The 23,927-nt window shown below is 26.3% G+C and carries 24 protein-coding genes and 14 pseudogenes; 29 read left to right on the top strand and 9 right to left on the bottom strand.

Going from position 1 to position 23,927, the window contains the following annotated elements; translation table 11 throughout:
- Nucleotides 1-52: 52 nt before the first annotated feature.
- Nucleotides 53-397, bottom strand: a complete 345-nt coding sequence (eppA, locus tag HNP67_RS06905) for an exported protein A EppA (protein WP_184125443.1) — start codon at nucleotides 395-397, stop codon at nucleotides 53-55.
- Entirely contained in the window at nucleotides 382-591 is a 210-nt protein-coding gene (locus tag HNP67_RS06900) for a hypothetical protein (RefSeq protein WP_184125434.1), read from the bottom strand. Before HNP67_RS06900 ends, eppA (HNP67_RS06905) begins: the two co-directional genes overlap by 16 nt.
- Before the next feature lie 50 nt (nucleotides 592-641).
- Between HNP67_RS06900 and HNP67_RS06895 the strand changes: the two are divergent.
- The 6 genes and pseudogenes from HNP67_RS06895 to bdr (HNP67_RS04990) all read left to right on the top strand — a co-directional run.
- Nucleotides 642-1,111, top strand: a pseudogene (locus HNP67_RS06895) (transposase); the annotation flags it as partial.
- Between the two features lie 191 nt (nucleotides 1,112-1,302).
- Nucleotides 1,303-2,219: pseudogene (locus tag HNP67_RS05010) on the top strand (plasmid maintenance protein).
- Nucleotides 2,212-2,772 (top strand): DUF226 domain-containing protein, encoded by a 561-nt coding sequence (locus tag HNP67_RS05005; protein WP_184125432.1) that lies wholly within the window; start codon nucleotides 2,212-2,214, stop codon nucleotides 2,770-2,772. Before HNP67_RS05010 ends, HNP67_RS05005 begins: the two are co-directional and overlap by 8 nt.
- Nucleotides 2,745-3,500 carry a ParA family protein gene (locus HNP67_RS05000; RefSeq protein WP_184125430.1) on the top strand — a complete coding sequence of 252 codons (756 nt, stop codon included), beginning with the start codon at nucleotides 2,745-2,747 and terminating at the stop codon, nucleotides 3,498-3,500. Before HNP67_RS05005 ends, HNP67_RS05000 begins: the two co-directional genes overlap by 28 nt.
- Before the next feature lie 95 nt (nucleotides 3,501-3,595).
- The gene (locus HNP67_RS04995) at nucleotides 3,596-4,216 is read left to right on the top strand and encodes a chromosome replication/partitioning protein (protein WP_184125428.1); all 621 of its coding nucleotides are present in this window, start codon (nucleotides 3,596-3,598) and stop codon (nucleotides 4,214-4,216) included.
- Between the two features lie 181 nt (nucleotides 4,217-4,397).
- The gene (bdr, locus tag HNP67_RS04990; protein ID WP_184125426.1) at nucleotides 4,398-4,703 is read left to right on the top strand and encodes a Bdr family repetitive protein; all 306 of its coding nucleotides are present in this window, start codon (nucleotides 4,398-4,400) and stop codon (nucleotides 4,701-4,703) included.
- A 674-nt stretch (nucleotides 4,704-5,377) separates the two neighbouring features.
- Here the strand turns inward: bdr (HNP67_RS04990) and HNP67_RS07170 are convergent.
- Nucleotides 5,378-5,888, bottom strand: a pseudogene (locus HNP67_RS07170) (P13 family porin).
- A 941-nt stretch (nucleotides 5,889-6,829) separates the two neighbouring features.
- Here HNP67_RS07170 and HNP67_RS04980 point away from each other — a divergent pair.
- From HNP67_RS04980 to HNP67_RS04945, 9 genes and pseudogenes are all read left to right on the top strand, one after another.
- The gene (locus tag HNP67_RS04980; protein WP_184125424.1) at nucleotides 6,830-7,381 is read left to right on the top strand and encodes a P52 family lipoprotein; all 552 of its coding nucleotides are present in this window, start codon (nucleotides 6,830-6,832) and stop codon (nucleotides 7,379-7,381) included.
- A 358-nt stretch (nucleotides 7,382-7,739) separates the two neighbouring features.
- The gene (locus HNP67_RS04975; protein ID WP_184125422.1) at nucleotides 7,740-8,015 is read left to right on the top strand and encodes a hypothetical protein; all 276 of its coding nucleotides are present in this window, start codon (nucleotides 7,740-7,742) and stop codon (nucleotides 8,013-8,015) included.
- Nucleotides 7,993-8,361, top strand: coding sequence for a hypothetical protein (locus HNP67_RS04970; protein WP_184125420.1), 369 nt, complete (start codon nucleotides 7,993-7,995; stop codon nucleotides 8,359-8,361). The genes HNP67_RS04975 and HNP67_RS04970 overlap by 23 nt, the downstream gene beginning before the upstream one ends.
- Nucleotides 8,286-8,522, top strand: coding sequence for a variable large family protein (locus HNP67_RS07165; protein WP_184125442.1), 237 nt, complete (start codon nucleotides 8,286-8,288; stop codon nucleotides 8,520-8,522). The genes HNP67_RS04970 and HNP67_RS07165 overlap by 76 nt, the downstream gene beginning before the upstream one ends.
- Entirely contained in the window at nucleotides 8,485-8,778 is a 294-nt protein-coding gene (locus HNP67_RS04960) for a variable large family protein (RefSeq protein ID WP_272872307.1), read from the top strand. The genes HNP67_RS07165 and HNP67_RS04960 overlap by 38 nt, the downstream gene beginning before the upstream one ends.
- 113 nt (nucleotides 8,779-8,891) lie before the next feature.
- A complete protein-coding gene (locus HNP67_RS04955) occupies nucleotides 8,892-9,071 on the top strand; it encodes a hypothetical protein (protein WP_184125416.1) in 180 nt (59 codons plus the stop codon).
- A 173-nt stretch (nucleotides 9,072-9,244) separates the two neighbouring features.
- Entirely contained in the window at nucleotides 9,245-9,403 is a 159-nt protein-coding gene (locus tag HNP67_RS07250) for a BlyB family putative holin accessory protein (RefSeq protein ID WP_336509681.1), read from the top strand.
- Nucleotides 9,327-9,575, top strand: a complete 249-nt coding sequence (locus HNP67_RS07160) for a BlyB family putative holin accessory protein (protein WP_236845738.1) — start codon at nucleotides 9,327-9,329, stop codon at nucleotides 9,573-9,575. The genes HNP67_RS07250 and HNP67_RS07160 overlap by 77 nt, the downstream gene beginning before the upstream one ends.
- A pseudogene (locus tag HNP67_RS04945) lies at nucleotides 9,557-9,772 on the top strand (BBA14 family lipoprotein); the annotation flags it as partial. The gene HNP67_RS07160 and the pseudogene HNP67_RS04945, both read left to right, overlap by 19 nt.
- 137 nt (nucleotides 9,773-9,909) lie before the next feature.
- On the opposite strand, the gene revA reads toward HNP67_RS04945, so the two are convergent.
- The gene (gene revA / locus HNP67_RS04940; RefSeq protein WP_184125412.1) at nucleotides 9,910-10,392 is read right to left on the bottom strand and encodes a fibronectin-binding protein RevA; all 483 of its coding nucleotides are present in this window, start codon (nucleotides 10,390-10,392) and stop codon (nucleotides 9,910-9,912) included.
- A 161-nt stretch (nucleotides 10,393-10,553) separates the two neighbouring features.
- Between revA and HNP67_RS04935 the strand changes: the two genes are divergently transcribed.
- Entirely contained in the window at nucleotides 10,554-10,985 is a 432-nt protein-coding gene (locus HNP67_RS04935) for an Mlp family lipoprotein (RefSeq protein ID WP_184125410.1), read from the top strand.
- Between the two features lie 39 nt (nucleotides 10,986-11,024).
- Here HNP67_RS04935 and HNP67_RS04930 read toward each other — a convergent pair.
- Nucleotides 11,025-11,953, bottom strand: a pseudogene (locus HNP67_RS04930) (ERF family protein).
- A gap of 383 nt (nucleotides 11,954-12,336) precedes the next feature.
- On the opposite strand from HNP67_RS04930, the gene HNP67_RS04925 reads away from it, so the two are divergent.
- From HNP67_RS04925 to HNP67_RS04895, 7 genes and pseudogenes are all read left to right on the top strand, one after another.
- Complete coding sequence (locus HNP67_RS04925) at nucleotides 12,337-13,440, top strand: plasmid maintenance protein (RefSeq protein ID WP_184125408.1); 1,104 nt, start codon at nucleotides 12,337-12,339, stop codon at nucleotides 13,438-13,440.
- Nucleotides 13,441-13,450: 10 nt separating this feature from the next.
- A complete protein-coding gene (locus HNP67_RS04920; RefSeq protein ID WP_184125405.1) occupies nucleotides 13,451-14,017 on the top strand; it encodes a DUF226 domain-containing protein in 567 nt (188 codons plus the stop codon).
- Nucleotides 13,993-14,766: a ParA family protein gene (locus HNP67_RS04915; protein WP_184125403.1), complete on the top strand. Its 774-nt coding sequence runs from the start codon at nucleotides 13,993-13,995 to the stop codon at nucleotides 14,764-14,766. The genes HNP67_RS04920 and HNP67_RS04915 overlap by 25 nt, the downstream gene beginning before the upstream one ends.
- Nucleotides 14,767-14,825: 59 nt before the next feature.
- Nucleotides 14,826-15,350, top strand: a complete 525-nt coding sequence (locus tag HNP67_RS04910) for a chromosome replication/partitioning protein (protein WP_184125401.1) — start codon at nucleotides 14,826-14,828, stop codon at nucleotides 15,348-15,350.
- Nucleotides 15,351-15,363: 13 nt separating this feature from the next.
- Nucleotides 15,364-15,675: pseudogene (gene bdr / locus HNP67_RS04905) on the top strand (Bdr family repetitive protein).
- A gap of 449 nt (nucleotides 15,676-16,124) precedes the next feature.
- A pseudogene (locus HNP67_RS04900) lies at nucleotides 16,125-17,415 on the top strand (DUF244 domain-containing protein).
- A 31-nt stretch (nucleotides 17,416-17,446) separates the two neighbouring features.
- Nucleotides 17,447-17,872, top strand: a complete 426-nt coding sequence (locus HNP67_RS04895) for a DUF261 domain-containing protein (RefSeq protein WP_184125399.1) — start codon at nucleotides 17,447-17,449, stop codon at nucleotides 17,870-17,872.
- Nucleotides 17,873-17,877: 5 nt separating this feature from the next.
- Here the strand turns inward: HNP67_RS04895 and HNP67_RS04890 are convergent.
- Nucleotides 17,878-18,642: pseudogene (locus HNP67_RS04890) on the bottom strand (site-specific integrase).
- 427 nt (nucleotides 18,643-19,069) lie between these two features.
- Between HNP67_RS04890 and HNP67_RS04885 the strand changes: the two are divergent.
- The 6 genes and pseudogenes from HNP67_RS04885 to HNP67_RS04865 all read left to right on the top strand — a co-directional run.
- Nucleotides 19,070-19,652, top strand: a pseudogene (locus HNP67_RS04885) (outer surface protein ErpG).
- Nucleotides 19,653-19,824: 172 nt separating this feature from the next.
- Complete coding sequence (gene eppA, locus HNP67_RS04880; RefSeq protein ID WP_184125397.1) at nucleotides 19,825-20,334, top strand: exported protein A EppA; 510 nt, start codon at nucleotides 19,825-19,827, stop codon at nucleotides 20,332-20,334.
- 154 nt (nucleotides 20,335-20,488) lie between these two features.
- Nucleotides 20,489-20,617: a hypothetical protein gene (locus HNP67_RS07060; RefSeq protein ID WP_272872305.1), complete on the top strand. Its 129-nt coding sequence runs from the start codon at nucleotides 20,489-20,491 to the stop codon at nucleotides 20,615-20,617.
- Nucleotides 20,618-20,707: 90 nt separating this feature from the next.
- Nucleotides 20,708-20,878 carry a hypothetical protein gene (locus HNP67_RS06885; protein WP_236845736.1) on the top strand — a complete coding sequence of 57 codons (171 nt, stop codon included), beginning with the start codon at nucleotides 20,708-20,710 and terminating at the stop codon, nucleotides 20,876-20,878.
- Between the two features lie 541 nt (nucleotides 20,879-21,419).
- A pseudogene (locus tag HNP67_RS04870) lies at nucleotides 21,420-21,987 on the top strand (DUF603 domain-containing protein).
- A pseudogene (locus HNP67_RS04865) lies at nucleotides 21,984-22,790 on the top strand (PBSX family phage terminase large subunit); the annotation flags it as partial. The pseudogenes HNP67_RS04870 and HNP67_RS04865, both read left to right, overlap by 4 nt.
- On the opposite strand, the pseudogene HNP67_RS04860 reads toward HNP67_RS04865, so the two are convergent.
- The 3 pseudogenes from HNP67_RS04860 to HNP67_RS04850 form a co-directional block, all read right to left on the bottom strand.
- A pseudogene (locus HNP67_RS04860) lies at nucleotides 22,697-23,351 on the bottom strand (DUF735 family protein). The pseudogenes HNP67_RS04865 and HNP67_RS04860 overlap by 94 nt on opposite strands.
- 5 nt (nucleotides 23,352-23,356) lie before the next feature.
- A pseudogene (locus HNP67_RS04855) lies at nucleotides 23,357-23,688 on the bottom strand (DUF276 domain-containing protein); the annotation flags it as partial.
- A pseudogene (locus tag HNP67_RS04850) lies at nucleotides 23,685-23,927 on the bottom strand (DUF1357 family protein); the annotation flags it as partial. The pseudogenes HNP67_RS04850 and HNP67_RS04855, both read right to left, overlap by 4 nt.

The raw sequence follows: 23,927 nt of genomic DNA on the forward strand, positions 1-23,927 counted from the left end.
TTTATGTTATTTATAAATCTTTTTTAGCTTTTCTTAATACTCACAGCATATCCTAAGATTGGTTTTTTTTAAAAGTTAAAAAACTAATCTTAGACAAGTTGGCCAAAATTTGTTTTAATATTTGTTTAACTATAAATACTTTATTTCTAAAATAAAATTGTTCAAACCTATTGCTAGCTTTTTCTCCATATTTCTCAGCAAAATCAATTTTATACAAGTCTAATTGTATTAAATAATCAAAAATTTGATCTGAATAACCAGCTATAAGACAAATTATTATCTTAAGCTTAATAAATATTAGAGTTATTAATTTATTTTTTATGAGGCAACCCATGACATCAAGGGCATCTAAAATACTTTTTTCTTTAATCCTAATTTTTCTTAAACACCCTCTAATTTGTGAAGCATGGGCAAAAAAAAGTTTATATCATTTTCATTTTCATTTTCAAAATCATAATTATCTAGTCTTTTGTTAATTAATTCTTTAGAAACATCTTGTTCGGAATTATCCAAGTAATAAAGATGTAAAAAATCCTTGCAATAATTTATCAGTACAAAAACAACATAAATAATAAACATTTTTTTGTTCATAATTATCCCCTTCTAAAATTAAAAAATAAATCAAAGTTCTTTATTTACAATTTTTAGCAAGTAGCGGGGGAAGGGAGAAAACCAATAATCCTAAACATTTGCTAAAAAATAAAAATAAACTAAAGGAAACTATCAAAAAAACAAAAAGGCTCTTTAATATAATTAATCTGGATTAAAAGTTACTAAGCCATATAAGAAAATTTCAAATCAAAGAAAAGATTTTTTACATAAATTATCTTATTACTTTGTAGCTAAATATAAAAATATAGCAATAAAAAACTTGTCAACTCAGGGCATGCAAAAAGGATGTTTAAAGAAAGTATTAATGATTTAGAACGAACGATATGCGATTGTAATACAATTATCATATAAATCAGAGTGACATGGATCCTCTTTATATAAAGTAGATAGATATTCCTCATCAAGTAAACTATATAGCAACTATGGTATCAAAAATACATCCCTAAATCTTAAGGTTTATTATTATAAAAAAATAAAAACTAAGGCAAGAACAGCCTGAAGTAAAGCTCGTGGATCATGCTATGGGGGCTACCCGTTCTTGTAGAATCTAAAAAGCTATTATAGGATAAAGCAAAAAGCTATTTCTATAATTTTTGATTTAAAAATAAATAGTTCATGGGTTGAAATTAATCAAATATTTTGGTTATAATAAAATTATTAATAATAATACACTGGAAATGGAGATTAAAAATGAAATCAGTTATATCTAACCACAAACACCAAGCCTATAAAAACAAACTACTTAGTAAAATTTGTAGGCTGAAAAAAATTATTTCAGTTATTATTTACTTAAATAAAGAGTTTGAAAGAAAATACAGTACCTCAATCAATAAAGAACACTTTACTTCCGAAAAAGTAAAAGAACTTGGGGTTCATCATCAAGGAGATATACTTCGTGTACTAAACTCAAATATATGTAAAGAAAATAAAAAAGAAACCACAATTAATACTCTAAGACCAGATTTAAGGTTTTTAGTTAAACTAAAAGCATTAGAAAAAAGAATACTAACATTTTCAAATAACTTTGGAGAATTTAAAGGAAAGCTTTGTATATATAAAGTGTCCCTATTGCACATAAATTGATTGATGCATATTTTAGTAGCACTAAAGCAGACTTAATTAAGAAAGTAAAGGAAGAAAAAGATGTTTTTAAAAAAGAAAAAGGATATTTTGAACCTCAAAATATCACTGAAAATATCACTGTATATAATAAACGATATATAAATATATATAATAAGAATTCTATAGAAAACCCTTTCTTTAAAAGAATTAAATCAATAGCTTCTAACACTAAAAAACCAATTGCAACACTAAAAAATGCTTTATTAAACTATAAAGATTTTAAAAATTATCTAAAATATGATTATATGATTGAAGATATTAAAGAATTTTTCTTATCTAAACTAAATCTTTATAAAGATAAAATCCATTTTATGAGAAAAACCGCACCCTATAAAACTGATTTCTACATCCTTGCAGGAGAATTTAAAGATGTATACACTACTAAATGGAAGAAAAATAAAACAACTAGCTTTTCAGGACATGCTGCCATAGTAGCCAATAATATTTTAGCTAACATTTTGACAAAAGGATTAAAATTTGAGTAGATTACTTGAAAAACTAAAACAAAAAAAAGCTTCAATAAAGATTAGTGACATTTTAATTAAGAAAGATGCTTTTAGTAAAATAGAAGAAATAGACGGCAAAAAAACATACTACACAAAAATATTTAAACATCTAATTAATTTCAGAGTTACCAACAAAGAACAAAGATTTAGGCTTGTTTTTCAAAAATTTAATAATAAAGGTTATTATTTTTTTAATCTTTTTGCATTAGACAAAAATGATAAATTTTTAGGAATAAAATATGGATGGGATCGTCTTGAAAAACCTTTATTTCTTAAAAAAGAAGATAATAAAATTTATGCAATAAAAAAACTATATCACATAGAATTTAGGTTTAAAAAAGGATCTATCAAGTCTTACATATTGCCTCTAAGAACTTTGTTGAGAAAAAAAGAAAAAGAAACCACCGAGTACTATCAGTTTACACTAAATCATTTAGAAAAAATGGAAAGCAAAGTATATAAGTTTTACAATAAAAAATTACCAGATGGAGGAATTTTAAAAAAATGGATATTAAAAAATCAGATATTATAACAATGGCTTCAATTAAGGGAGGAGTTGGAAAAAGTGCACTTTCTATACTTTTTTCTTATGTATTAAAAGAATTAGGCAAAAAAGTACTATTAATTGATTTAGATCCACAAAATTCTTTAACTTCTTATTTTAATGGATATATTTCAAATATCGAAAAATACAATGTTTACAGTATGTTAAAAGGAGATTTCCATTTTAATGAATGCATTTACAAGATTAATGATTATATCTCTATAATTCCCTCTCATCCCATTTTAGGAAAATTTAATTCGGAAGCCATTGATTATAAAGAAATTATTTTAGAACATCATTTAAATGAAAATATTCAAAATTATAATTTTGATTATGTTTTACTAGATACTCCTCCTAGTTTAGATTTTCTCTTAAAGAATGCCTTAAATGTTACGAATTATATTGTAATTCCGGTTCAGGTGGAAATATGGTCAATAGAAAGTTTTACCATTTTGATTAATGCAGTTAATGATATTACAAAGTTTAGAAAGAAAATATACAATATTTCTATTGTGGAGAATCAGTTTATAAAAAATAGAAATACTATAAAAGAAGTGGAGGATTTGCTTTATAAAGAATATAGAGAATATATTAAAGGCAAGGTCCATTTTTCAAATAGCATAAAAGTTCTTATAAATGGACGATTAGAACCCTCTGCAAAAGAAATGTATCATAAAGAAATAAAAGATACTTTAAAAAATATTTTTTCTTTATAGTTAACATTTTTGTTAGCCATAATATTACTTATCTAGAGTTGTTCGATATCGGACAGGTAATTTTGCCAAAAATTACCTGAAAATAGGAGATATAAATGGGGAAAAAAGAAAATAAAAAGCAAGTAACTTTATATAAAAGGGTAGAAATCTCTACTGGCGAAGAATTAAATTTAGATAACAATCAAGATGAAGAATTGAGAAATTACAATGAATTGAAAGAACAGTTGAAATTAAATTTAAAATCCGATATTAATAATAAAATTCAAAGAATGAAAATTCTATATGAAATTAAGCAAAAAGAACTTTATAAATATGATGGTTTTAAAAGCTTTAAACAGTTTATAAAGTCTTATGTAATTGCCAGAAGCCAAGCATATATGTATTTGAAAATTTATGAGAAAGTTTTAGAAGGGGCTATTTCTATTGAAAAAGTTAAAGAAATGGGTTTTGTAGCTACATATAAAGATATACTAAAAAACAACTCTTCATATGTATATAAAGGAGATATGATTGAAGAAAATGTAGAAAAAGAGGATGATAACCCAAATATACCCATTAGAATTTTAATGAAAGACAAAGAAGTTTATGATTTTTGCAAAAAAGATACTAAAAGGATCTATTTTATTCTAGAGAGGCTGATTAAAGATAAAAAAAATATTTTGTCAGATCTTATGATTGATTATGAAAATCATAGAAAAGATAAAAGAAAAAAGTGAACTCTTGATAATAATTGTATAATATATTATTATTAAATTAGGTTAGAGAACTTTTCTCTCTCCGTTTTCAGTAGTAAAATATTTGCCCATAAGGGCTTTTTTTGTGCCTGCTAGGTCCGAGTGAACTGCTATTTCTAAATTTCTATAGATAGGGGTATAATAAGTATATATTAGAGACAAAATGAATGAAAATGATCTATATAATGAGCTTGTTAGATTAGGCATGAATAAAATATTAGCAAGTGATTTAGCTACTAGATTTTATCATAATGAAATAACAATAAAAGATTCAGAGATTGTTAAACTAGAGCTTCAAGGTTTTGTAAGAGATGAAATTAGTATTGTAAAAGGAGAAATTAAAAGTTTAAAAATCGAATTCGATAGCAAATTAAAACTTAATAATTGGATGATAGGAATTGCATTAGCTTCTCAAGATGCAATAGGCATTTTGGTTAGTCTATTCTTTTATGTATTGAATAAATTGTAAAATAAATAAAGCGAACTGCTGTTTCTATAATCTTTTTTTAAAAAAGATAGCATCAATATATTTTTATTGATAATTATATAAATAAGTTATTAATAAGCATCTTAAGCGTTATAAAATATTTGTTTTGTGAGCCGTAAATACTTTTTTTGATATAATGAGAAAATATTTTATGAATTTTTGACATCAAGGAAATGGGAAGGGCTTTAAAAATTACTTAAAATAAAAAAATTATGAAAAAAATATAAGTATTTTAAATATGTTTTTCTTTATATTATTTTTTATTTTGGTTTTTTGGTGCCATACTTTTAAAAAAGTATTAAGACTAGAATTTTGAATTTTGAGCTAATTAAATAGGATATTAAAGGAGATAATAAAAAATTTATAGGGAATTTATTAGACAAGATTTTTTTGAACGATAAAGATTGTTTAAAAAAAGGTGTTTAAAGAATATTCTGATTTAAATTTTAAAAAAACAAAGCAAAGCATATAAGTAATTACTCTCAAAATTTAAACAATTTTTATACAATTATCAGTGATTGTGTTTTCGTACTAATACGACCTTAATTGTCAATTTAAAAACCCGGTAATAAGTTTTGTTGATCATTTTTAAAATTTAAAGTTTTCGGCGAAGCCTATTTATTATTAGCTCGTAGAATTTATTGTTTTATATTTATTTAATAACTTTTTTTAAACGACAGTTTAAATCCGCTTATTCCAATATCAAAATTGGGTTTAAAACCTGCAAGATCAATGCCAAGTCTTTTTTTAAGATTTTCATTATACTTATTTGTGCCTTTGAATGGAATAATAAGCGAGGTTATGTGGGATGCTGCAATCGTGTCCACTCCGCTCCTATCCCTATTAGTGTGAATCCCGGTTATTGTTGTTGCGTTTTGTGCAGTATTACCAATAATATTTCCAGTTAGCCAAAGGATTCCTTTCCAATAACTGAAGATCTAAGCACTGTGTCACTACCAATATAATCTTCTTGTATAAAGGATTCTATTCCTAAAAACAAAAATGAATTTAAAAGTAACGGTACGAGTGGATTTATTCTTTTTCTAATATATTTATCGTATTGAAGAGAACTTACAATACTTTTTCAATTCTATCTTGCTTATCTTTTGTGGCAAAAATTTGAATTGTCAAACCAAAAATTAATATTAATATCATATTTTTTGTTATCTCTTAATAATAAGTTTTGATAAGTAAAATATTCGTGCAATTAATAATAAATTAATATTAGCTTGTTGTAATCAAAAAAAGATTCTATTTTTATAGAAATTAATTTTTTAAGTTGTAAGTAAGCACTTAATAATTTTTTGTTTTGAAGCTCAAATTTTAATATTTAATATATTGAAGGGTTTAAAGATAAATTAGGTTTTAAAGTTACTTAGATTTATATAAGTTTGAGTCTAAAATGATTTTAGTAATTGTTCTGATTTAGCTAAATGAAGATTAATTAAAATCAAAAGAAGACCTTTAAAAAGCCAAACCCGAGATTGAAAGGCAAGTTAATAATTTTAAGCACAAAAAAGATTCTTAAATGAGCTGGACAAATATAGGAGGTTATTTAAACTATTTTATGAAATAGTACTATCTACCAGTTATACATAGATGCTCTTTGGGATTTTTTTAACCAAGAAATTAAAACAGAAAAGAGCAAATCTCTTTAGTTAATTAATGAAACTTGAAAGCTTGTTGAATATAAATAAGGCATTAATAAATGGCGGTATACCAAGAATAGTATTTTAAAGCAAGTTTACTTTAAAGCTTTTTCAATTAATTGAGAATCTAATCAATAAGTATGCTTGAAAGCAAGCGCCATTACATCTATATAATTTTTTAATATAAACATTAAGTTTGTGAGAATCATATAATTTAATTTTTATGTATATATTTATTTATAAATATATTTTATAAGGAGATTATTTAAATATTTATTTTTCATAAATCAATATAATGATTTGTTATTTAACAATTCTTGAGAAAAGATAAAATTGGTATATGCTTGTTTTTTTAGAAAAATCTATTTTAGTAGAGCTTTTTGAGTTTAGTAAAATAGTATTTGGGTTAACTTATATATTTATAGATTACCTTAGCAGTAAGATGGAGGAGAAGCATATATGGGGATTTTGGTTGGCGTTTGCATAATAACATTAGCTTTATTGGGTTGTTATTTGCCTGATAAGCAGGAACAAGCTGTTCAAACTTTTTTTGAGATTGAAAATTTGGAAATGGAAAGTTATGATAAAGAGCCTGATGAGATTATTACTGAAGGTGTATTTTCTAATTTAAGATTATATGCGGCTGAACATCGTTTGTTAGTCGATATAAAAAATACTATAATTAGTTTAAAAGATCCTAATTATCACGATGTACCTCCAGTGCCTGACTATAATGAGGTGTATTTGAATAAATTCTTTTTAGATTTAGGCTCTGAGCGATCTAAAGAACTGATTAAGTTGTTTAGTAGGTTAAAAAATGAGCAAAATAATAAATTTAAACACGGAGTTTATTGGCTTTATTCATGTGTAAGGGATTTATATTCTCCAGGTATTAAGTATTCTGGTGAAGGAAGACATGAATATTATAACGATGGGAGGGGGGAGGTTTTTATGCCTAGGCCCACTATTGATGAACAATATTTTAAAGTGAAGAAAGTAGTGGAACAGTAGCTTTAAAGATGATTTTAGGCTCTTAATTGTAAGGTAATTTTTATTTTTAGTATATTAGTAAAAAAACTCACAAAAATATTTTTAATAATTTCAATTTGTTCCTCCTAAATTAGATAAAAATGAATTACATTATCAAATAATAAGGAAAAAGCAGTATAAGTTGATATATAGATTACCTAAAGATAAGTTTATAAGTAAAAGAAAATATCCCAATAGATTGATTATGGATTTGTCTTGTATTACGTTATGGTTGATGATTATTTTTCTGTATCATTAGAAATGAGGATTAATAATAAAAAAAGTAACAAGTTTAGCATTTATTCTGCTGTTGTTTGTTCTGATTGCTTGTAAAAACACAGTGCCCGATGAAGTCATAAAAACCCAATTGTTAAATTCAATTGAAGCATTGGGCAAGGATTTTTCTGATGCCTTTATTTATTCCCCTTTTGGTGATTCTTTGGGTGTGAAGGCAATCGCAGTCGACTTGAAAAAATCTGAAGTTAGAAATTATTTTGAAACGATAATTAAAGAGTTTAGAAAAATTCAAGAAGGTTTTAAAAAAATATCTTTTAATTTTTCTGAATATTACGGGGCAGGTTATCTTGTCATTAATGCTGCAAAAAATATTTATTGATAGGTATTTGATGGATTTTATTAATGGTGCGGATGAGACTGCTAAAGCGGCAGATATTGGGAGCGATTTAGTTGGGAAAGTTGTGACAGGAGGAAATCTTAAGATAGCTGATTCGTCAAGTGTAAAGGGATTTGTCAAGGGGATATCAACGATTTTACATGTTGCAAGAAGTTTTGGTATTAATGATAAAATATTCTTCAATTATAAGAGGGAGTTTAATGCAAAACATAGACAGGTTGGTAGTGTTGATTGTATTGGTAATTTTTTTTTATTAAAAAAGAAAAGCGCAATGATTGTAAGGATGAGAATGATCCTGCCAGTGCAGCGAGTAAAGCAAAGGATTTAGTTAATTCGGTTAGTGGGGAGGAGATATTGCTTGCTATTGAAAGGAATGGTTTAGACGCAGAACGAGAGCAGGGTAGAACTCCTAATATTGCTTCCATCCCTATTGAGGCAGCTATTGGTGGCAATGATGATGTTTATGGACATGGGGGTTGGCCATTTTAATGTTTCTAATCCAATAATTATTGCTACAGCAATTATTTTGAGAGGAATGGCCAAAGATGGACAGTTTGCTGTTGCTAGCAGTGGAGAGAGTGACACGGTTAAAACTGCTGTTGAAATTGGAGTTACTAAAACTTTGGTAGTATTGACAAATATATTGAAACACGCTGTTGGTGAAATTATTGAAGATTTGCTAGATAGGGCAAGAAAAAGCCCACTCCGGCTTGAAATAAATGTAGAAGAATATGGATATCAATGATTTGTTTTTTCTTGAAAATTTTTCATTACTTGTCAAGTAATAAATTTAGTAAATTGTAAATTTGATGGTCTTAACAAGAAATTTGATTGATTTAATTTTGAAAGGCAATAATTATGACTAGAAAAATGTTTGCTGTTTGTGCTATTCTTGCACTAACAAGTTCTTGTAAAAATTATGAAAGTAATGCAGAGTTAAAAAACCAAGTTGAAGAATTTTTAGATACAAAAGAAATAGTTCAGAACATTGTTGAAGATTCGAGATTAGAAGAGATTGAAAAAAAAATCAAGAATTAACGAATAAAATAGATGAAAAAGATAAAGAACAATTTAGGCACGAATTAGAAGAAAGTAAAGATAGATCGGAAAAGAACCAAGAAAATATAGAACAAAAATCAGAAACAATTAACGAAAAATCAAAGGACCTATTTAAATATTATTATTTTGATCATAGAACTATATCTGTACCAATTCCTAAATTATCTAAAGATAATCTTGAAGCTGGACTTAAGTCTATATCAAACCTTATTGACATATTTTCTAAATTTGAAGATGAATTTGATGAAATTGCACATAAAGGATTCTTTTTGGTTTATGAACTATATGCTCACTACAAAATTAATCTATAAAACAAATATAGAAAGACTTGAGAGTGCATTAACCCCAACAATAACTAATACACTCGCTCCAATAAATGAGAAAATCAATCACTGTATTGATTTAGTTAATTCTGATGAAAAAAATCTAAAAATATCTAATGATCTGAAATTCAATAAGGAAGATATGTTATGTATCTTGTAACATTTTTAGCCAAAACAAAAGTAAAAGTTAATGATCCAAATTATCCAGAATATCCTTATCCCGACTTATCAACACTAAAAGACGAACACTCTATGACTTCAATAAAATATAATATCAACATATTTTTAAAGTACATCAAGGAAGCAAAACCAATAGCAAAAAAAGTTTATAATAAGTATTCTCAATTAAAAATGTAAATTACAAAAAGGTTTGTCTTGCAAAAAATTTTACTTTATAATTAAATTGGCTTTTAGAATAGCAGAAAAATCTAGATATTAAATTAAAGTAAATTTAATACCTAGATTTAAACATTTTTAATATGAATATTTACTAATCAATTAGTACCCTCTTTAAGAAACTTTATTATTTTATCTATCTGTTTTACAGCTTCTTCAGACATTTTTTTTCCATTACCAGCAGTATTGCTTCCGCTAAACTTTATAGTTACTCCAACCAGCTTTGATTCTGCCCATATCTTGCTTTTTGCAGTATTATTGTCAGTATCTGTAATCCCCTCAATTTTTTGTTTAGCTGCTTTTAAAGCTGATAATTTAGCTGCCAATTTATCTTGGAAGAGACTTTCTAAAGCCAATAGTTTTTCTTTAAGCTCTGCATTACTTACATCCTTTAAACTTTCTTTTAATTTATTTATTTCTTGTTTATAATGATTAAATTTCTCATGATCAATCTTATTATTAAGAGTTGAAACGTCTGTACTTAATGAACCTATTTGTTTCTTTTCTTCTACGTATGCTTTACAAGCCATTATAAATAACATTGATACAAAAAATATTTTAACTATGTTTTTATTTTTCATTAGTTACTCCTATATTTAATAATAATGAAATAAAAGCTAGCACAACATTCAAAAAATATTAATCTCTCAATTAATATTTTTAAAAATAGACTCTATAATTACAAGAATAAATTTTATTTTTACTCAACATATTGGACTAGAGATAAAGGAAGGAAATAATAATGAAAATCATCAATATATTAATTTGTTTATTTTTACTAATGCTAAACGGCTGTAATTCTAATGATACAACTACCAAGCAGACAAAAAACCGGGGAAAGCGTGATTTAACCCAAAAAGAAGTAACACAAGAAAAACCAAAATCTAAAGAAAAACTGCTTAGAGAAAAGCTATCTGATGATCAAAAAATACACCTTGACTGGTTAAAAACTGCTTTAACTAGTGGTGGAGAATTTGATAAATTCTTAGAAAACAATGAAGATAAAATAAAATCTGCACTTGATCATATAAAAAGTGAACTTGCTAAATGTACTGGGAAACAGAGTGGTGATGAACAGAAAACCACTTTTAAAACCGTAGTTAAAGAATATCTTAAAGAGGAAAATATAGATGATTTTGCAACCAATGCAACTACTACATGCAAAAATTCCTAATAGCTAATATCAGCCCCCAAATAGGGGGTATTAATATTGCTATGCTACAAATATATAATCAAATTGTTTATCTCTTTTTAAGACACTAAAGAATATTAGTGGGCTAGCACCATAAATAGCCTTCTTAAACGACATAAACTTTTCAAAATCCTTTAAATCCTGCAATTTATTGTTTTTCTTGAAATAGTCTTTTTATAATCTCCGCTCAATAGTTTAATCCTCTTAAAGTCGCTATTTTTCTCAAAATACGCGATCAGATCTGCTTCAATTTTCTTAATATCATCACCATTATTAGGGGCTATATCCTGTATAAAACTTATTTTTTGAATAATTGAGTTTATATTATCTTTTATTGTAAGGTCATTTACCTAATTTGTCATATTAGACACCGCTTCTTTAAAAACACCATAATAATAAAACTTATCTTTTTTTTGTTCTTGCTTTTGATTAACACTAGCTTGTTTGCTAGTCATAGAATTTCCATTTTCATAATTATTGTAAATAGGCGCTGCATCAGTATCCATTTCACTTTTTATGTTAAGACATGCAACTAAAGCGTACCTTTTGAAATAAATAATAGCTAAACCAACAAATTATGGCAATGTATTTACATTTTTAGAGCCATTTTCACTGTTCCATTACAAATTTTCTGTAAGAATTGAGGTATTAAATAACTCTCTGTGCCCACTGATTGTGCTGTAGAATGTAGTTCTAATAACATAAATTCTACCATATGGATCATGTGTAAAAGTTGGAAATCGCCTAAACATAAGATCCAAATTGCGCTTTTCAATAACGTTTTTAATTCCTTCTAATATGCCATTGAAATCCTGATACTTATATCCGTCCCCTTTAAGACTTTTGTCAATACGCGACAAGTTCCTAATTAGAGTTTTCACATCTCTTATAAAGTCAATTTCTGCTTGAATATTATCTTGTGGATTATTTTTGTTTGAAAGATTTTCCATCTTTTTTTCTCCTAACTTAGTAATAAATAATTATGTAGCAAAAACTATTTTTGACAAGTTTTTAACATAAATTTCTACAAAAAATTAGGGCTTAGCTAAATCCTCTATTAAAAGAACTTCGCTAAACCCTTATATCATTTTTTGCAAATTACTAAGTTAGGTAGTCACAAATGTCAATATTTCAACAACTACACTACTTGTAGTATAGTCTAACTTAGAACTAAAATCAATGAATCTTTTTACCAAATTACATAAGGCATAATAATTTAACAAAATTAATAATTAAAATTTAATATTTTTTTAGAAAAGTATTTACTTTTAAATCAAAATTATGCATAATGTTACTTATAATTATTTATTACTAAGTCAGGAGGTTGACTGTTATGTCAATATCAGCCAATAAAAAAAGTTCACATTGCTACAATAAGCATCAATACAAATTGATAGTTCTTGCCTCAACACTAGATTACCTAAACAAAAAAGATAAGAAATACACTCAAAAAAACATACTCTATTACTTTAATGAAAATCTAAAAAGAAATAGCCTAGCTCCCACTACTCTAAGAACTATGCAAAATTATCTTTACAAATTAGAAAAAGTATTTAAAGTCACAACTAACTACTACCAACATTTAGGGGTAAATTGTGGGACTGAAATTTACTATAAGCTTAATTATCCTAAAAAAGAGTGTTACCTTAAAATCAACAATTACTTTAAAGAAAAAAAAGACTCTAGATTTAGGTCTAGAGTAAATAACTATTTTAAAGACAATGTTAATAAACATAGTAGTGTAGAATTAGTTGAGTGTTTAAGTAATAAAAATAATAATATAAAAGAAGAAAAAAGAATTATCCAAATAAAAGAATATCAAGTAAAAAACTATTACAATAAAAGTGAAATTAAGTCCAAAAGTTCTCTTTCTATTTTTAATCTAGACATTAATCAAAAAACAAAAATTGACGTAATTAAAATTATAAAACGAGTTGAAATTGAACTAATAAAAAGTTTTAATGCAAATTCAAATAGATCTTGTTTTAAAAATAAGCAAAAAAAATTAAGAGAAATTCTAAAAAATGCTCAAAAAGAATTAGAAAAAAACGGATACAACAACGAACAATTAGAAATAAATTTCCAAAAAGTATATCAAACTTACAAATTTAAGCCACATTTCATCATTGAAAGTCATAAATATAGTGATTTAAACAATATAAAACGTAAATTAGAAAAATCGATTGAAAGAAAAAAAGAAAATTCTCAACAAAATTACCAAAATCTAAAAATAAACATTTTTAATATACTTGTTGAGCAACTAAAAAAAGAGACAAATATTGAAATTGTAAAGCCTATTATAAAAGAATATTTGAATAAACAAAAGAAAATAGAATACAATAAAGTATTTGATACATATTATTCTGAATTATCAGAGCTAATAAAAAATCAAAAAAATTCTTTAACTGTAGGAGAATTTAACATAAAGGTTGTATGAGGATTTAAATATGGAAAGTACACCCGAACCTATTGAAACTACAAGAAAAGAAAAATGTAAAGTTGAATGCCAAAATAAAGAACGCTTTATTTTGATTGAAAAAGAAAATGGCAAAGCAATGTACCATACAAAAATAATGATGGACATTTATAAATTTGGAGTTTATGAGAAAAAACATGAATTTAGATTATCATTGCGAGCATTATTTAATGGGGAAAGAATTGTTGAAGAAACTCATTTGTATCCTATTAAAGAAGGGGATAAGTTTATTGGCATTTTCTATGGATACAGAAAACCAATAAAAAAGCCCTTAATAAAGTATCAATTAAACGGCATTAGAAAAGCGTATGCATTAGCAAGGGCATATTATATGGAGTTTAGATTTAAGCACGGAAGCGTTTTTTGCTACTTTAAGGGGCTATATCGTTTATTAGATAAAAAAAGAACAAACAATCACTACAATAAAATATTATTTAGTATGTTTACGGATTTAGAACAACAAGTATATAAATTTTATGGGAAAAAATACCCAGAACAAGGACCGTTAATAAAATGGATAATAAAAAACCTAAAATAATAACAATTGCCAGCCTTAAAGGTGGTGTAGGGAAAAGCACAACTTCAATAATTCTTGCCACTCTTTTATCAACATCAAAAAAGATTCTTTTGATAGATATAGATACGCAAGCATCAATAACTAGTTTTTATTTTAATAATATACAAAATAAAAATGTTAATTTGGAAAATTTTAATATATATGAAATCTTAAAAGAAGGTGCTTTAGAAATAAGAGATGTAATTATCAATATTGATAACAATTTAGATTTAATACCCAGTTATCTAAGTTTACATAAATTTAATCAAGAAGCAATTCCATTTAAAGAATTAAGGCTAAAAAAGAAGTTAGAATCTATACAAGACAATTATGATTATATAATAATAGATACTCCACCAAGTTTAGACTTTGCTTTGACAAATGCTCTGGTAAGTAGTCAATATGTTTTAGTCCCCATAACTGCTGAAAAATGGGCAGTTGAGAGTTTGGATCTTTTAGAGTTTTATTTAAAAAAAATAGGAACAAATGCACCTATTTTTGTATTAGTAACGCGATTTAAAAAAAATAATACTCATAAACAATTGCTGGATATTTTACAATTAAGAGAGGATTATTTAGGGATTATATCTGAAAGAGAAGATTTAAATAGGAGAATAGCAGAAAATGATAAATTTGATTTAGATAAGGACTATGTGTGTGAGTATAAAAAAATTCTTGAATGTTTTTTAAATAAGATGCAAGTTACTCCATCTTTTGGATGGAGCATATAAAAGGTATTTTTTGTAGTAAAATAATTCCGGTGCCGGAAAAAATGTGAGGTGATTTATATATGAATATACAATTAAATAAAAGAAATTTATCTACTGATAATGATGTTATGGTTAGGTATAAATCTTTAAAATCTCAATTAACGATAAACGTTAAATCTGAAATTTGTTCTAGATTAGAGACAATGAAAATCTTAAAAGAGATTAAAGATAATGAATATTACAAATTAGATGGATATAAAAGCTTTGAAGATTTTACAAAAAACTATAAATTGGCAAAAACTCAAGCCTATGATTATCTAAGAATTGCTAATGCTATAGAAGAGGGGATAATAGAGGAAGAATTTTTAGTGCAAAATGGATTTAGACAAACTATTTTTGTGCTAAGAAATAAAGAAAGCGTAACAATAAAGAAATCTAAACAAAATTGGATAAAACCCCTAAGATTTCAGCTTAAAAAACAAGAAAGCTATGATTTTTATAAAAAGCATGCTAAATTTACAAGTTTTATGATGGATGAGATTTTTGCAAATCAAAAAGATTTTCTTAATAAACTTTTTAAAAAATATAAAGAATTAAAAGGATAATAAAGGAGATTTTATGAGTAATTTGGCCTACAATGCTCTTAAGATAGAAAATATAAGGTTAGAATTTTTAAATAAGGGGTTTAGTGAAGAGGTAATAGATTTTGTTTTGCTTCAGAATGACAATTACAACTTTGAAGTTCTAAAAGAGAAAATGAATTCTTTAGAACAATAAATAATTAATGTGGAAAAGAACTTTCAAAAGGATATAGATAGTTTAAAAAATGAACTTAATGCAAGTAATAGGACAATACAAGTAATGCTAATAGCAGGAATAACGCTTGCTCCAATTATTTACTCTATATTCAATAAGTATTTTTTTAATTAAGAATGATTAAAATATTTTAAAATATTGGGGGGAGTATATAGCTTATTTTTTAAATAGAATAATATAATCTTAGTTTAAATTCTTAAAAAGAAATATTTTATTTTTAAGAATTTAAATAGGTTCTTTTATTTTAACAAATATAAACTGATTTTAATTTGAAGTTAGACTATACTAAAAACAGCGTAGTTATTAAAACATTTCCATGTATTTGAACTACCTATATGTTAATTTGCAAAAAAATAATATAAGGGTTTAGCGAAGTTCTTTTAATAGAGGATTTAGCTAAACCCTAATTTTTTGTAAAAATTTTTGTAAAAAAGTTGGCAAAAATAGTTTTTGTTAAAAATTTATATTCATTGAAAATGAAGGAGGAAAACATGACAAATGTTTCAAACAAAAATAATAACCCATAAGAAAATATTCAAAATAATATTTAAGGAGATCTCAAAATGATAAGTGTTAATCAACAAAGTTTTACTGGTTGTAAAATATTTGAGGAAAAATCTTCTTCCATTAAAGAAAAAAGTAAGTTAAGCAAGATAGGCAAAAAAATACCAGGAATAAGCAGCCAAGAATGCTTTAGATTTAATCGCAATATTGATTTTAGCGTACAAAGAAGCAAGCTTGATAAATGCGGTGCTAGTGAAGTAGGTAGTATTCTTATTGGTGGTGCAGGGCTAAAAGACTTAATGATGAATAGAGTGCTTAAATATTTTGGTATTAGCAGGCCTTTTGAAGAGAATTTATATATGCTCAAGGGCAAAGAGTTAGAAAATTTAGGATTTAGAGAATTTGTTAAATCACAAGGAGATAATATTTCTGTTTTGTACAAAAACAAATATGCTAATGGTGTTGATAAGTATAATTATTTCAAAAAAATGGGTAGTGCAGAAACTTTAGTTTGCTCAACAATTGATGGATGGTTTATTAATAATGCTGGAGATTTAGAACTTTTATAGATTAAGAGTAGTGATTCTAATTATATGAGTAGTGCTATTGCGGAGTACAACAAAAATGGTACTTTTTAAGTAGTAAATATTTTTTCAAATACTATGTGCAAGCACAAATGCAGCTAGCATGTACTGCTCTTGAGCATTGTAATTTATTCTTTTTAATCGACGCCGCACCAGTTAACTGCAGAATAAAGAGAAATGAGGCTTTAATATCAAAAGTGCTTGAATTTGTTGAGAAATGCGAAATGGAAGTTTTCAATTTGAGAAACGATATTTTTAGTAACTATAGAGACGAATATTTAATGACACATAATTTTAACAAAGATACGTTTATAAAGCTTGTTGAAGATTTAGTAGAAAAGAGTAATCAATATAATCTGGAGTTGAGTTTGATTGGGCAAGCGAATTTGTAGGATATGTTGATTGCGTAGACCTTGAAATTAAGGATGATCAAATTGCTAAAAATCTTGCGTGTGATTTAATGAAGATTGATAGTCTACAAGAAGAATTAAATAGAATTCAAAACGAAAATAAAAAAAGAGAAAAGCCTCTTAAAGATTTCATCAAAATGCTAACTTACAATATTGCGAATAAATATCCACTAATTAATCAGATAAATTATCGGTTTAGAGGAGAATTTATGTTCAATTTTGACCCTAAGAAAAGAGCAATATCAGATAGATTTAAGGGACTATTGTCGATAAGTGGTAAAGTATTTATCCTAAATAATATAGCATTTGCAAATAGCGCCAGTGCTCCCATTCACATGGGAGCACTGAAAAGTTAAAAGAAGCAATTTAACATCGGAGGTTTAAACAATGCTTATTAATAAAATAAAACAAAGTAATAAAGCTTTACGTCCAGAAATACAAAAATGGGGCTGTTACTTTTTGTGTCTGCATTACTATACAAGTGTATTTAAGAAACTTGAATTTAATGCTTATGATATAAATGTAGTGTATTACAGATTTATAGCACTTGGATACATTAAGAGTAATTGTTTTATTAAAAATCTATGTATGATACTTAATTGCTATGGAATTAAAAGTAGTGTGAGATATGAATCTTTAAATTATTTGTGTGCTTTAAATGAATTTGAAATAAGTGAAGTTAAAATCGATAAAGTTAATGGATTTCACTTTATAGCAACAAAAAATGAAGAAATATTATATGATTCACTTGATTTAAAACCTCGTGGGAAAGTATTTAAAGTAACTTCAAAGCGTATATTTAAACTAAAGTAGTTTTACTAAAGTTTAAGGGTATTTTTAATACTTTCATAAGCTTGAATTTTGTTTGCAGCAGAGAGTCCATAGATATTGTCAATTTCGGAAGTTGAAGAATATTTCATAAGTTCTTTAATTTGGAAAGAATTGTATCCATTAGATTTTAAATTTGAAATAAATAAATTTCTACATAAGTGAAGTGATTTATTTGCACGAAATCCTGATTCTTTAAGAAGATTTTTAAATTTATTAGAAAGAAATATGTATAATGCTAATTTGATTATCTTTAAACTTATGTTTGGATTTTTTAAAAAAATAAGTGCGTCTTGTATCAAGATTTTTCTAATTAAAATGATTTTTGTGTGTCGTTTGGATAGCTTCAAACTCTTTGGAGCTTATGACAATTTCTTCTAATACAAGCAACATTTCTTTTTTTTGATATTTACTTTTATATTGTATAAAGTCTCTCCAGTTTTATTGAATAATGGGGTAATATCTTGCATTTCAGTGTCCCCGCATCCGCTTATTGTCAGTAGATGTAGAAACCAACCAGATATTGGATCAGTTTGTGTTAGAGTTTTGATACATTTTTTAATTATGTTGCTAATTTTTGGGGGCAAATAAAATTTAGGAGTTAGTTTTAAAGATTCTTTTTTAAGTTTAGTTGAACTTTTGAGTGAATTTTTAAGAATTTTGTTTTCATTTGCAAGATTTTGATAATCTTATGGTTTTTTGAGTATGAAATCTATACTGATATTATTTAAATTAAAATAATTATTAATGTCTATAAGACAAGTTACTTATAAGTGTTACTTTTAAATTAAGTAAAAGTAATAAAAATAGATATAAATTGTAATTTATTTTTTAACAAAAATCGAAAATTTTAGTCAAATTGCGGAGGTTCTTGTTGCAAGCGAAATTTGGGTTTTATGGTAGCTATAATAAGCAGAAGTGGCAATTTCTAAGGAGTATACTTAAGAAAAGTATACTTTATCTAACATATAGCAAAGACTTTGAAATTTAATTTGTATGTGTTTTATAATCTTTTGTAGTGAGTAGGCCATTTGCAATGGAGAGATTTTTAAGAGTTGGTTCAAATTACATTTGAGTTTTGTTAATATATAATTTAAAATGTAACAAAATCAAATATTTAAATCTTTAAAAAGATTGTAATTGTTAGGTGTTGCGTTAAGCTTAAGACTTATGGAGTATCTTATGAATAAGAAAAGGAAAATGTTTGCTATTTGTGTTGTTTTTGTGATTATAATTTCTTGTAAGAATTACGCAAGTGGTGAAGATGTAAAAAAAAGTTTAGAACAAGATTTAAAAGGAAAAGTTAAGGGATTTTTAGATACAAAAAAAGAAGAGTTGGTTGGCGGTTTAAAAAAGCTTGGATCAGAAGCTTATTCAAAAGTTGAAGAATTAATGCAAGTCGATAGACCACAAGTACAAGCTGAAGAGCAAGTGGCTCAAGGTGTTTTTGAAGATCTAGGATTAAAAGAGAAAGGTCTTGAAGAAAAGATAGAAGGAAGAATTAAAGGAGCTTAAAGATAGCTCAAAAAAGACAAAAGAGGATAGAAAAAAAGAATTAGAAGAGGCTAAACAGAAATTGGAAGAGTTTAAAAAAAGACAAGTTGAATCAGTAACTGAAAATACTGATAAAGTTAAAAATCAAGGCAAGATTGGACGAGAAGCTTTTCTATATGCTAAAAAATTAGGTGTAAATGGAAGTTATTCTGCTAATGATAGTACTGATACTGATAAGTTTGCAAAAAAAGTTATAGATGATGCGCTTTAAAATATTAAAGAAGAGCTTGAAAAGCTAACAGAGCCTCAAAATTCAGAAGATAAAAATAATAAAAAATGGTTTTTGGTAGTAAAAATTATAAACAACAAGACTAACAACAAGTCTTATTGTTTATTCGCATTTACATTGTTGAAATTTAGGCAATAAAGCTAGGAAGAGGGATATGAAAAAAATTAATCTGTTAATATTTTTGTTTTTATTTGTAGTAAGTTTAAGTGCAAATATAGAAGAAAATTATATAGAAACCAAAAGAGCTTTTTCTGAAGAAGATTTTAATTTAATAAATAAAAGACTAGATAATTATGATTTTAAAAATGAGTATGAAAAAAGTCATGTTTTTTCCGATGCTCCTAGAATTAGAGGAGATTTAAGAAAAATTGGAATTAAAGAAAAAAGGGTTTTTTTAGATGCTCTTGAGGTTATTGAATATCTTATAAAAATTAAGATAAGTACTGATAGTATTTTCCTGTCTGAGGATATGATTAGACTTATAGGTGGTTATCCAGATTCGATTTTCAATTATTTGATACAACTAAATTCGGATAAAATTGATTATGCTGAGAAATATGGAGATAATGCCAGAAATAATTTTAAAAAAGATTATTCTGAAGATAAAGCAAATACAGTTAAACAAATTTTAAAACAAATTTTGGCGGATTTGCCCAAAAATTAGATTTTAATTTGAAAAAAGAATCTTATACGCTTTTCTTAAAGAAAAGCTAAAAAAGATTTCGAAATAAAATAAATGGTTTTTATAAGCATAAATTATGAATAACAAGACTAGCAACTAGTCTTGTTATCTTATTAATATTGGAGAATTATGATAAATGAAAAGAATTTATATCATTTTATATTTGTTATTTGCTTTATTTTCTTTAAATGCTAGCGAATTTTTGAGAGGACTCATTAATGGTAACGAGGATGATATTAATTTTGAAGATTTTAAACTGCAATAAAATAGTGCGTATTGGGAATTAAGAAATGAAAAAAATGAAAATGAGATTGCATATGTTATTGCATCGGCCGATAAAAATGTTTTTAACTTAATGTATATATTTGGGACTGCTATTGGTGACGCTATTAACAATACTAAGAAAACTAAAGCAAGAAAAAAGGATATGTTAATGTTTGAAGGCATTAATGGGTTGGCATTTGGGTGTAGAGCCCTAAAAAAGGGGCAAAGATTGCTCTTTTTTTTAAAAAAAGAAGTATTTTAAAAAACTAACAACATAAAAAATATGATTATTAGTTATTCTTTTGATAAAGAAGATCCCATTATGAAGTCAATAAGTAATCAATGGATTGTAGAAAGCAATAAATTGCTAGCTTTAAAAGAAAATTAGAGATCTAATTTTTTAAAAAAAAATATTTTCAAGCAGGGTTTTAAAAGTAAGAATATTGATAATCAAAAAATAAATGAGGCTTTCGGTATTAGACTTAGTAACTTTCAAGATTTATATGATATGTATGAACATAATTTTAATTAAGAAACTAAAAAGATTGAAGAATGGCTTAAAAGTTATATTATTAACAAATATAAGCTGAAAAATTGCAATAAATAATTTTAGAAGCATAAATTATAAAAAATAAGACTAGTTTATTAGTCTTATTTTTTATTGTTCATTTTTAATAAATCTTGTAAAGATAGATCGGCGGTTAATGGATATTAAAAAATTAGCAGTTTATGTTAACAAATAATAAATTGCTTTACTGTTTAGAGTAACAATTTGTTAATTTTGTTAATTTAGGAGAATTCTTTTGAAAAGAGCCAAAAGGTCTTTTGATGATTATGCTGTATATTTTAGAGAAGAATCGTTAGATTATAGAGAAATAGCGGTTAAATTGGGAGTTTTTAAAGTAAATGTATGGAAAATGAGACAAAAATGGGAAAGAGGAGAAACTTATATAAACGAGTGATCTAGAGTAACAATTAGTGAAGATACTTTTGAACATCTTTTAGCACAAACTTTTAAATCAGAAGTTAAAGCTAGGAAAATTAGGGGGGAATTAGATTTAGAGCGCGCTAATTTAGAATTAGGATTTATACGTGAATTCAATCAATACCTCTAGTGTTGAGCTTGCTAGTGTGCTTTCCAAAATAGAAGATTTAAAATGTAAAATTGATTCTTTATCTAAAGAATGTGATAAAAAAAATGCAAATTGTGTGAATGAAAATATTGAATCTTTAAAAAGTGAGCTTAATGACCTTGTAAAGGAGTATTCAATAAGGAAAATGGAGCTTTACTATGAATGTATGAAAAGACTTGCTACTGTTAATGAAGCTGAAAGCAAAAGCAACTACAAAAATAGTAAAGGGCACAAGTGAACTTATATCAAACAAAATTTTTTACAACACTTCAAAAGCAATATAAAAATCAGTTTGAAGTTAACATATCTAAATTTTTAAAGCCTACAAGCTCTACGGTTAATTTTGATCGATTTGAAGATAAGCATTTAACTTTAAAACAAAAGAATGTGATAAAAAGTATTCAAAAGAATAATGAAAAGAAGATTATACTTAGTGGCGGTATAGCTAGCGGCAAAACGTATCTTGCATGTTATCTTTTTCTTAAAAGTTTAATTAAAAATAAGAAGCTATACTCTAGTGATACTAATAATTTCATTATGGGTAATTCGCAGCGTTCAGTTGAAGTTAATGTTTTAGGACAATTTGAAAAGCTATGCAAACTTCTTAAAGTTCCTTATATCCCAAGACATACAAATAATTCATATATTCTGATTGATTCACTGCGTATTAATTTATATGGAGGAGATAAGGTAAGTGATTTTGAAAGATTTAGGGGTAGTAATTCGGCACTTATTTTTGTTAATGAAGCCACTACTTTACACAAGCAAACTTTAGAGGAAGTCTTAAAAAGACTTGGGTGTGGACAAGAAACTATTATTTTTGATACTAATCTGGACCATCCAGAGCACTATTTTAAAACCGATTATATTGATAATATAGCGACTTTTAAGACATATAAGTTTGCAACTTATGATAATGTTCTACTTAGTAAAGAATTTATCGAAACTCAAGAAAAATTATATAAAGATATACCAGCATATAAAGCAAGAGTGTTATTAGGTGAATGGATAGCAAGCAGCGATTCAATTTTTACACAAATAATGAGAACTCTACCAATAGGAATAATTCCCTTTATAAAAGCATAAATTGAATGATCATAGCCCTTAGGAAGTGAGTTAAATACCAAAGCCTTTTTAGATGCAGCGCATCCCGGGTTTTTTTCTCTAATTAGAATCTTTTTAAGCCGTTTTCCTTTTTCAGTGCTAGGGGAAATAAATTTAGTAAAGTTTGTTTTTATTACCCCTTTTAGGGAGATGTCAATAACACCAGCTTCAGGAGTGCTAACTTCAATGTCTACATTTAAAAAGGCCTTGAAAATTAGTCTAAATAACTTATCAGTGCCAATATGACTTAAAGCAAAAATAACACTATTAATATTACTTGTAATGCTTTGTAAAGTTTGAGTTTTTGAATAAAAAATAGATAGAGCTTGAGATATTCATATTGTAATATATCTTAATTTTATATTTTCTTTTGCATTAATGGATATGAAGTTGGAATTAAGAAACTTAAGCTCATTAAGTAGTGCTTGTGCATATTCTGTTTCTGTACGTATAAATTTATGAATTTCGGTATTTTTGAAAAAAATTAGGTATTTTCATGTTTGTTAACTATCAATATCAATAAGCAATCTATCTGTAGTATTGAAAAGTAGCATTGTGTCATCATTAATGGCAATATCTTTTTATTTGTTTGAAAATCGCTATCACTGATTTTTGAAATACTTTCAGTGTCTACATCTTTAACACAAACTTTAATTTCCATAAACTTAATCTCTTTTACTTCATTAACTGGAGCAAAAAAGTCTTGATATTCAAAGCTAATTCCCATATCAGAATAGTTATTTGAAATAATCCTAGAATATATGTCCCTAATTTGAGAGCCTATGTTTAAGTAGAGATAGTTTTTAAGATCAAGTTTATACTTTACTTTCATATAAGTTCTCTACGTTGTGCTTGCATAATATCTTTTAGAGTGTACCCCTTTGCAAGCAGTGCTTCTTTATTGAAATGGCTGCTAAGATGCGCTTTTGCAAGTGTATCAATTTCATTTATACGATCAGCTTCTAGTAACAATTATTTCTCAACACGCTCTCGCTCCTCAACTTCTGCAAGTTCTTTTGTTATTCGCTCATTTATACTTAAATCACGACTTGTCTCTTTAGATTTATTGCTTGA

The sequence above is a fragment of the Borreliella californiensis genome, from assembly GCF_014205885.1.
Lineage (GTDB): Bacteria > Spirochaetota > Spirochaetia > Borreliales > Borreliaceae > Borreliella > Borreliella californiensis.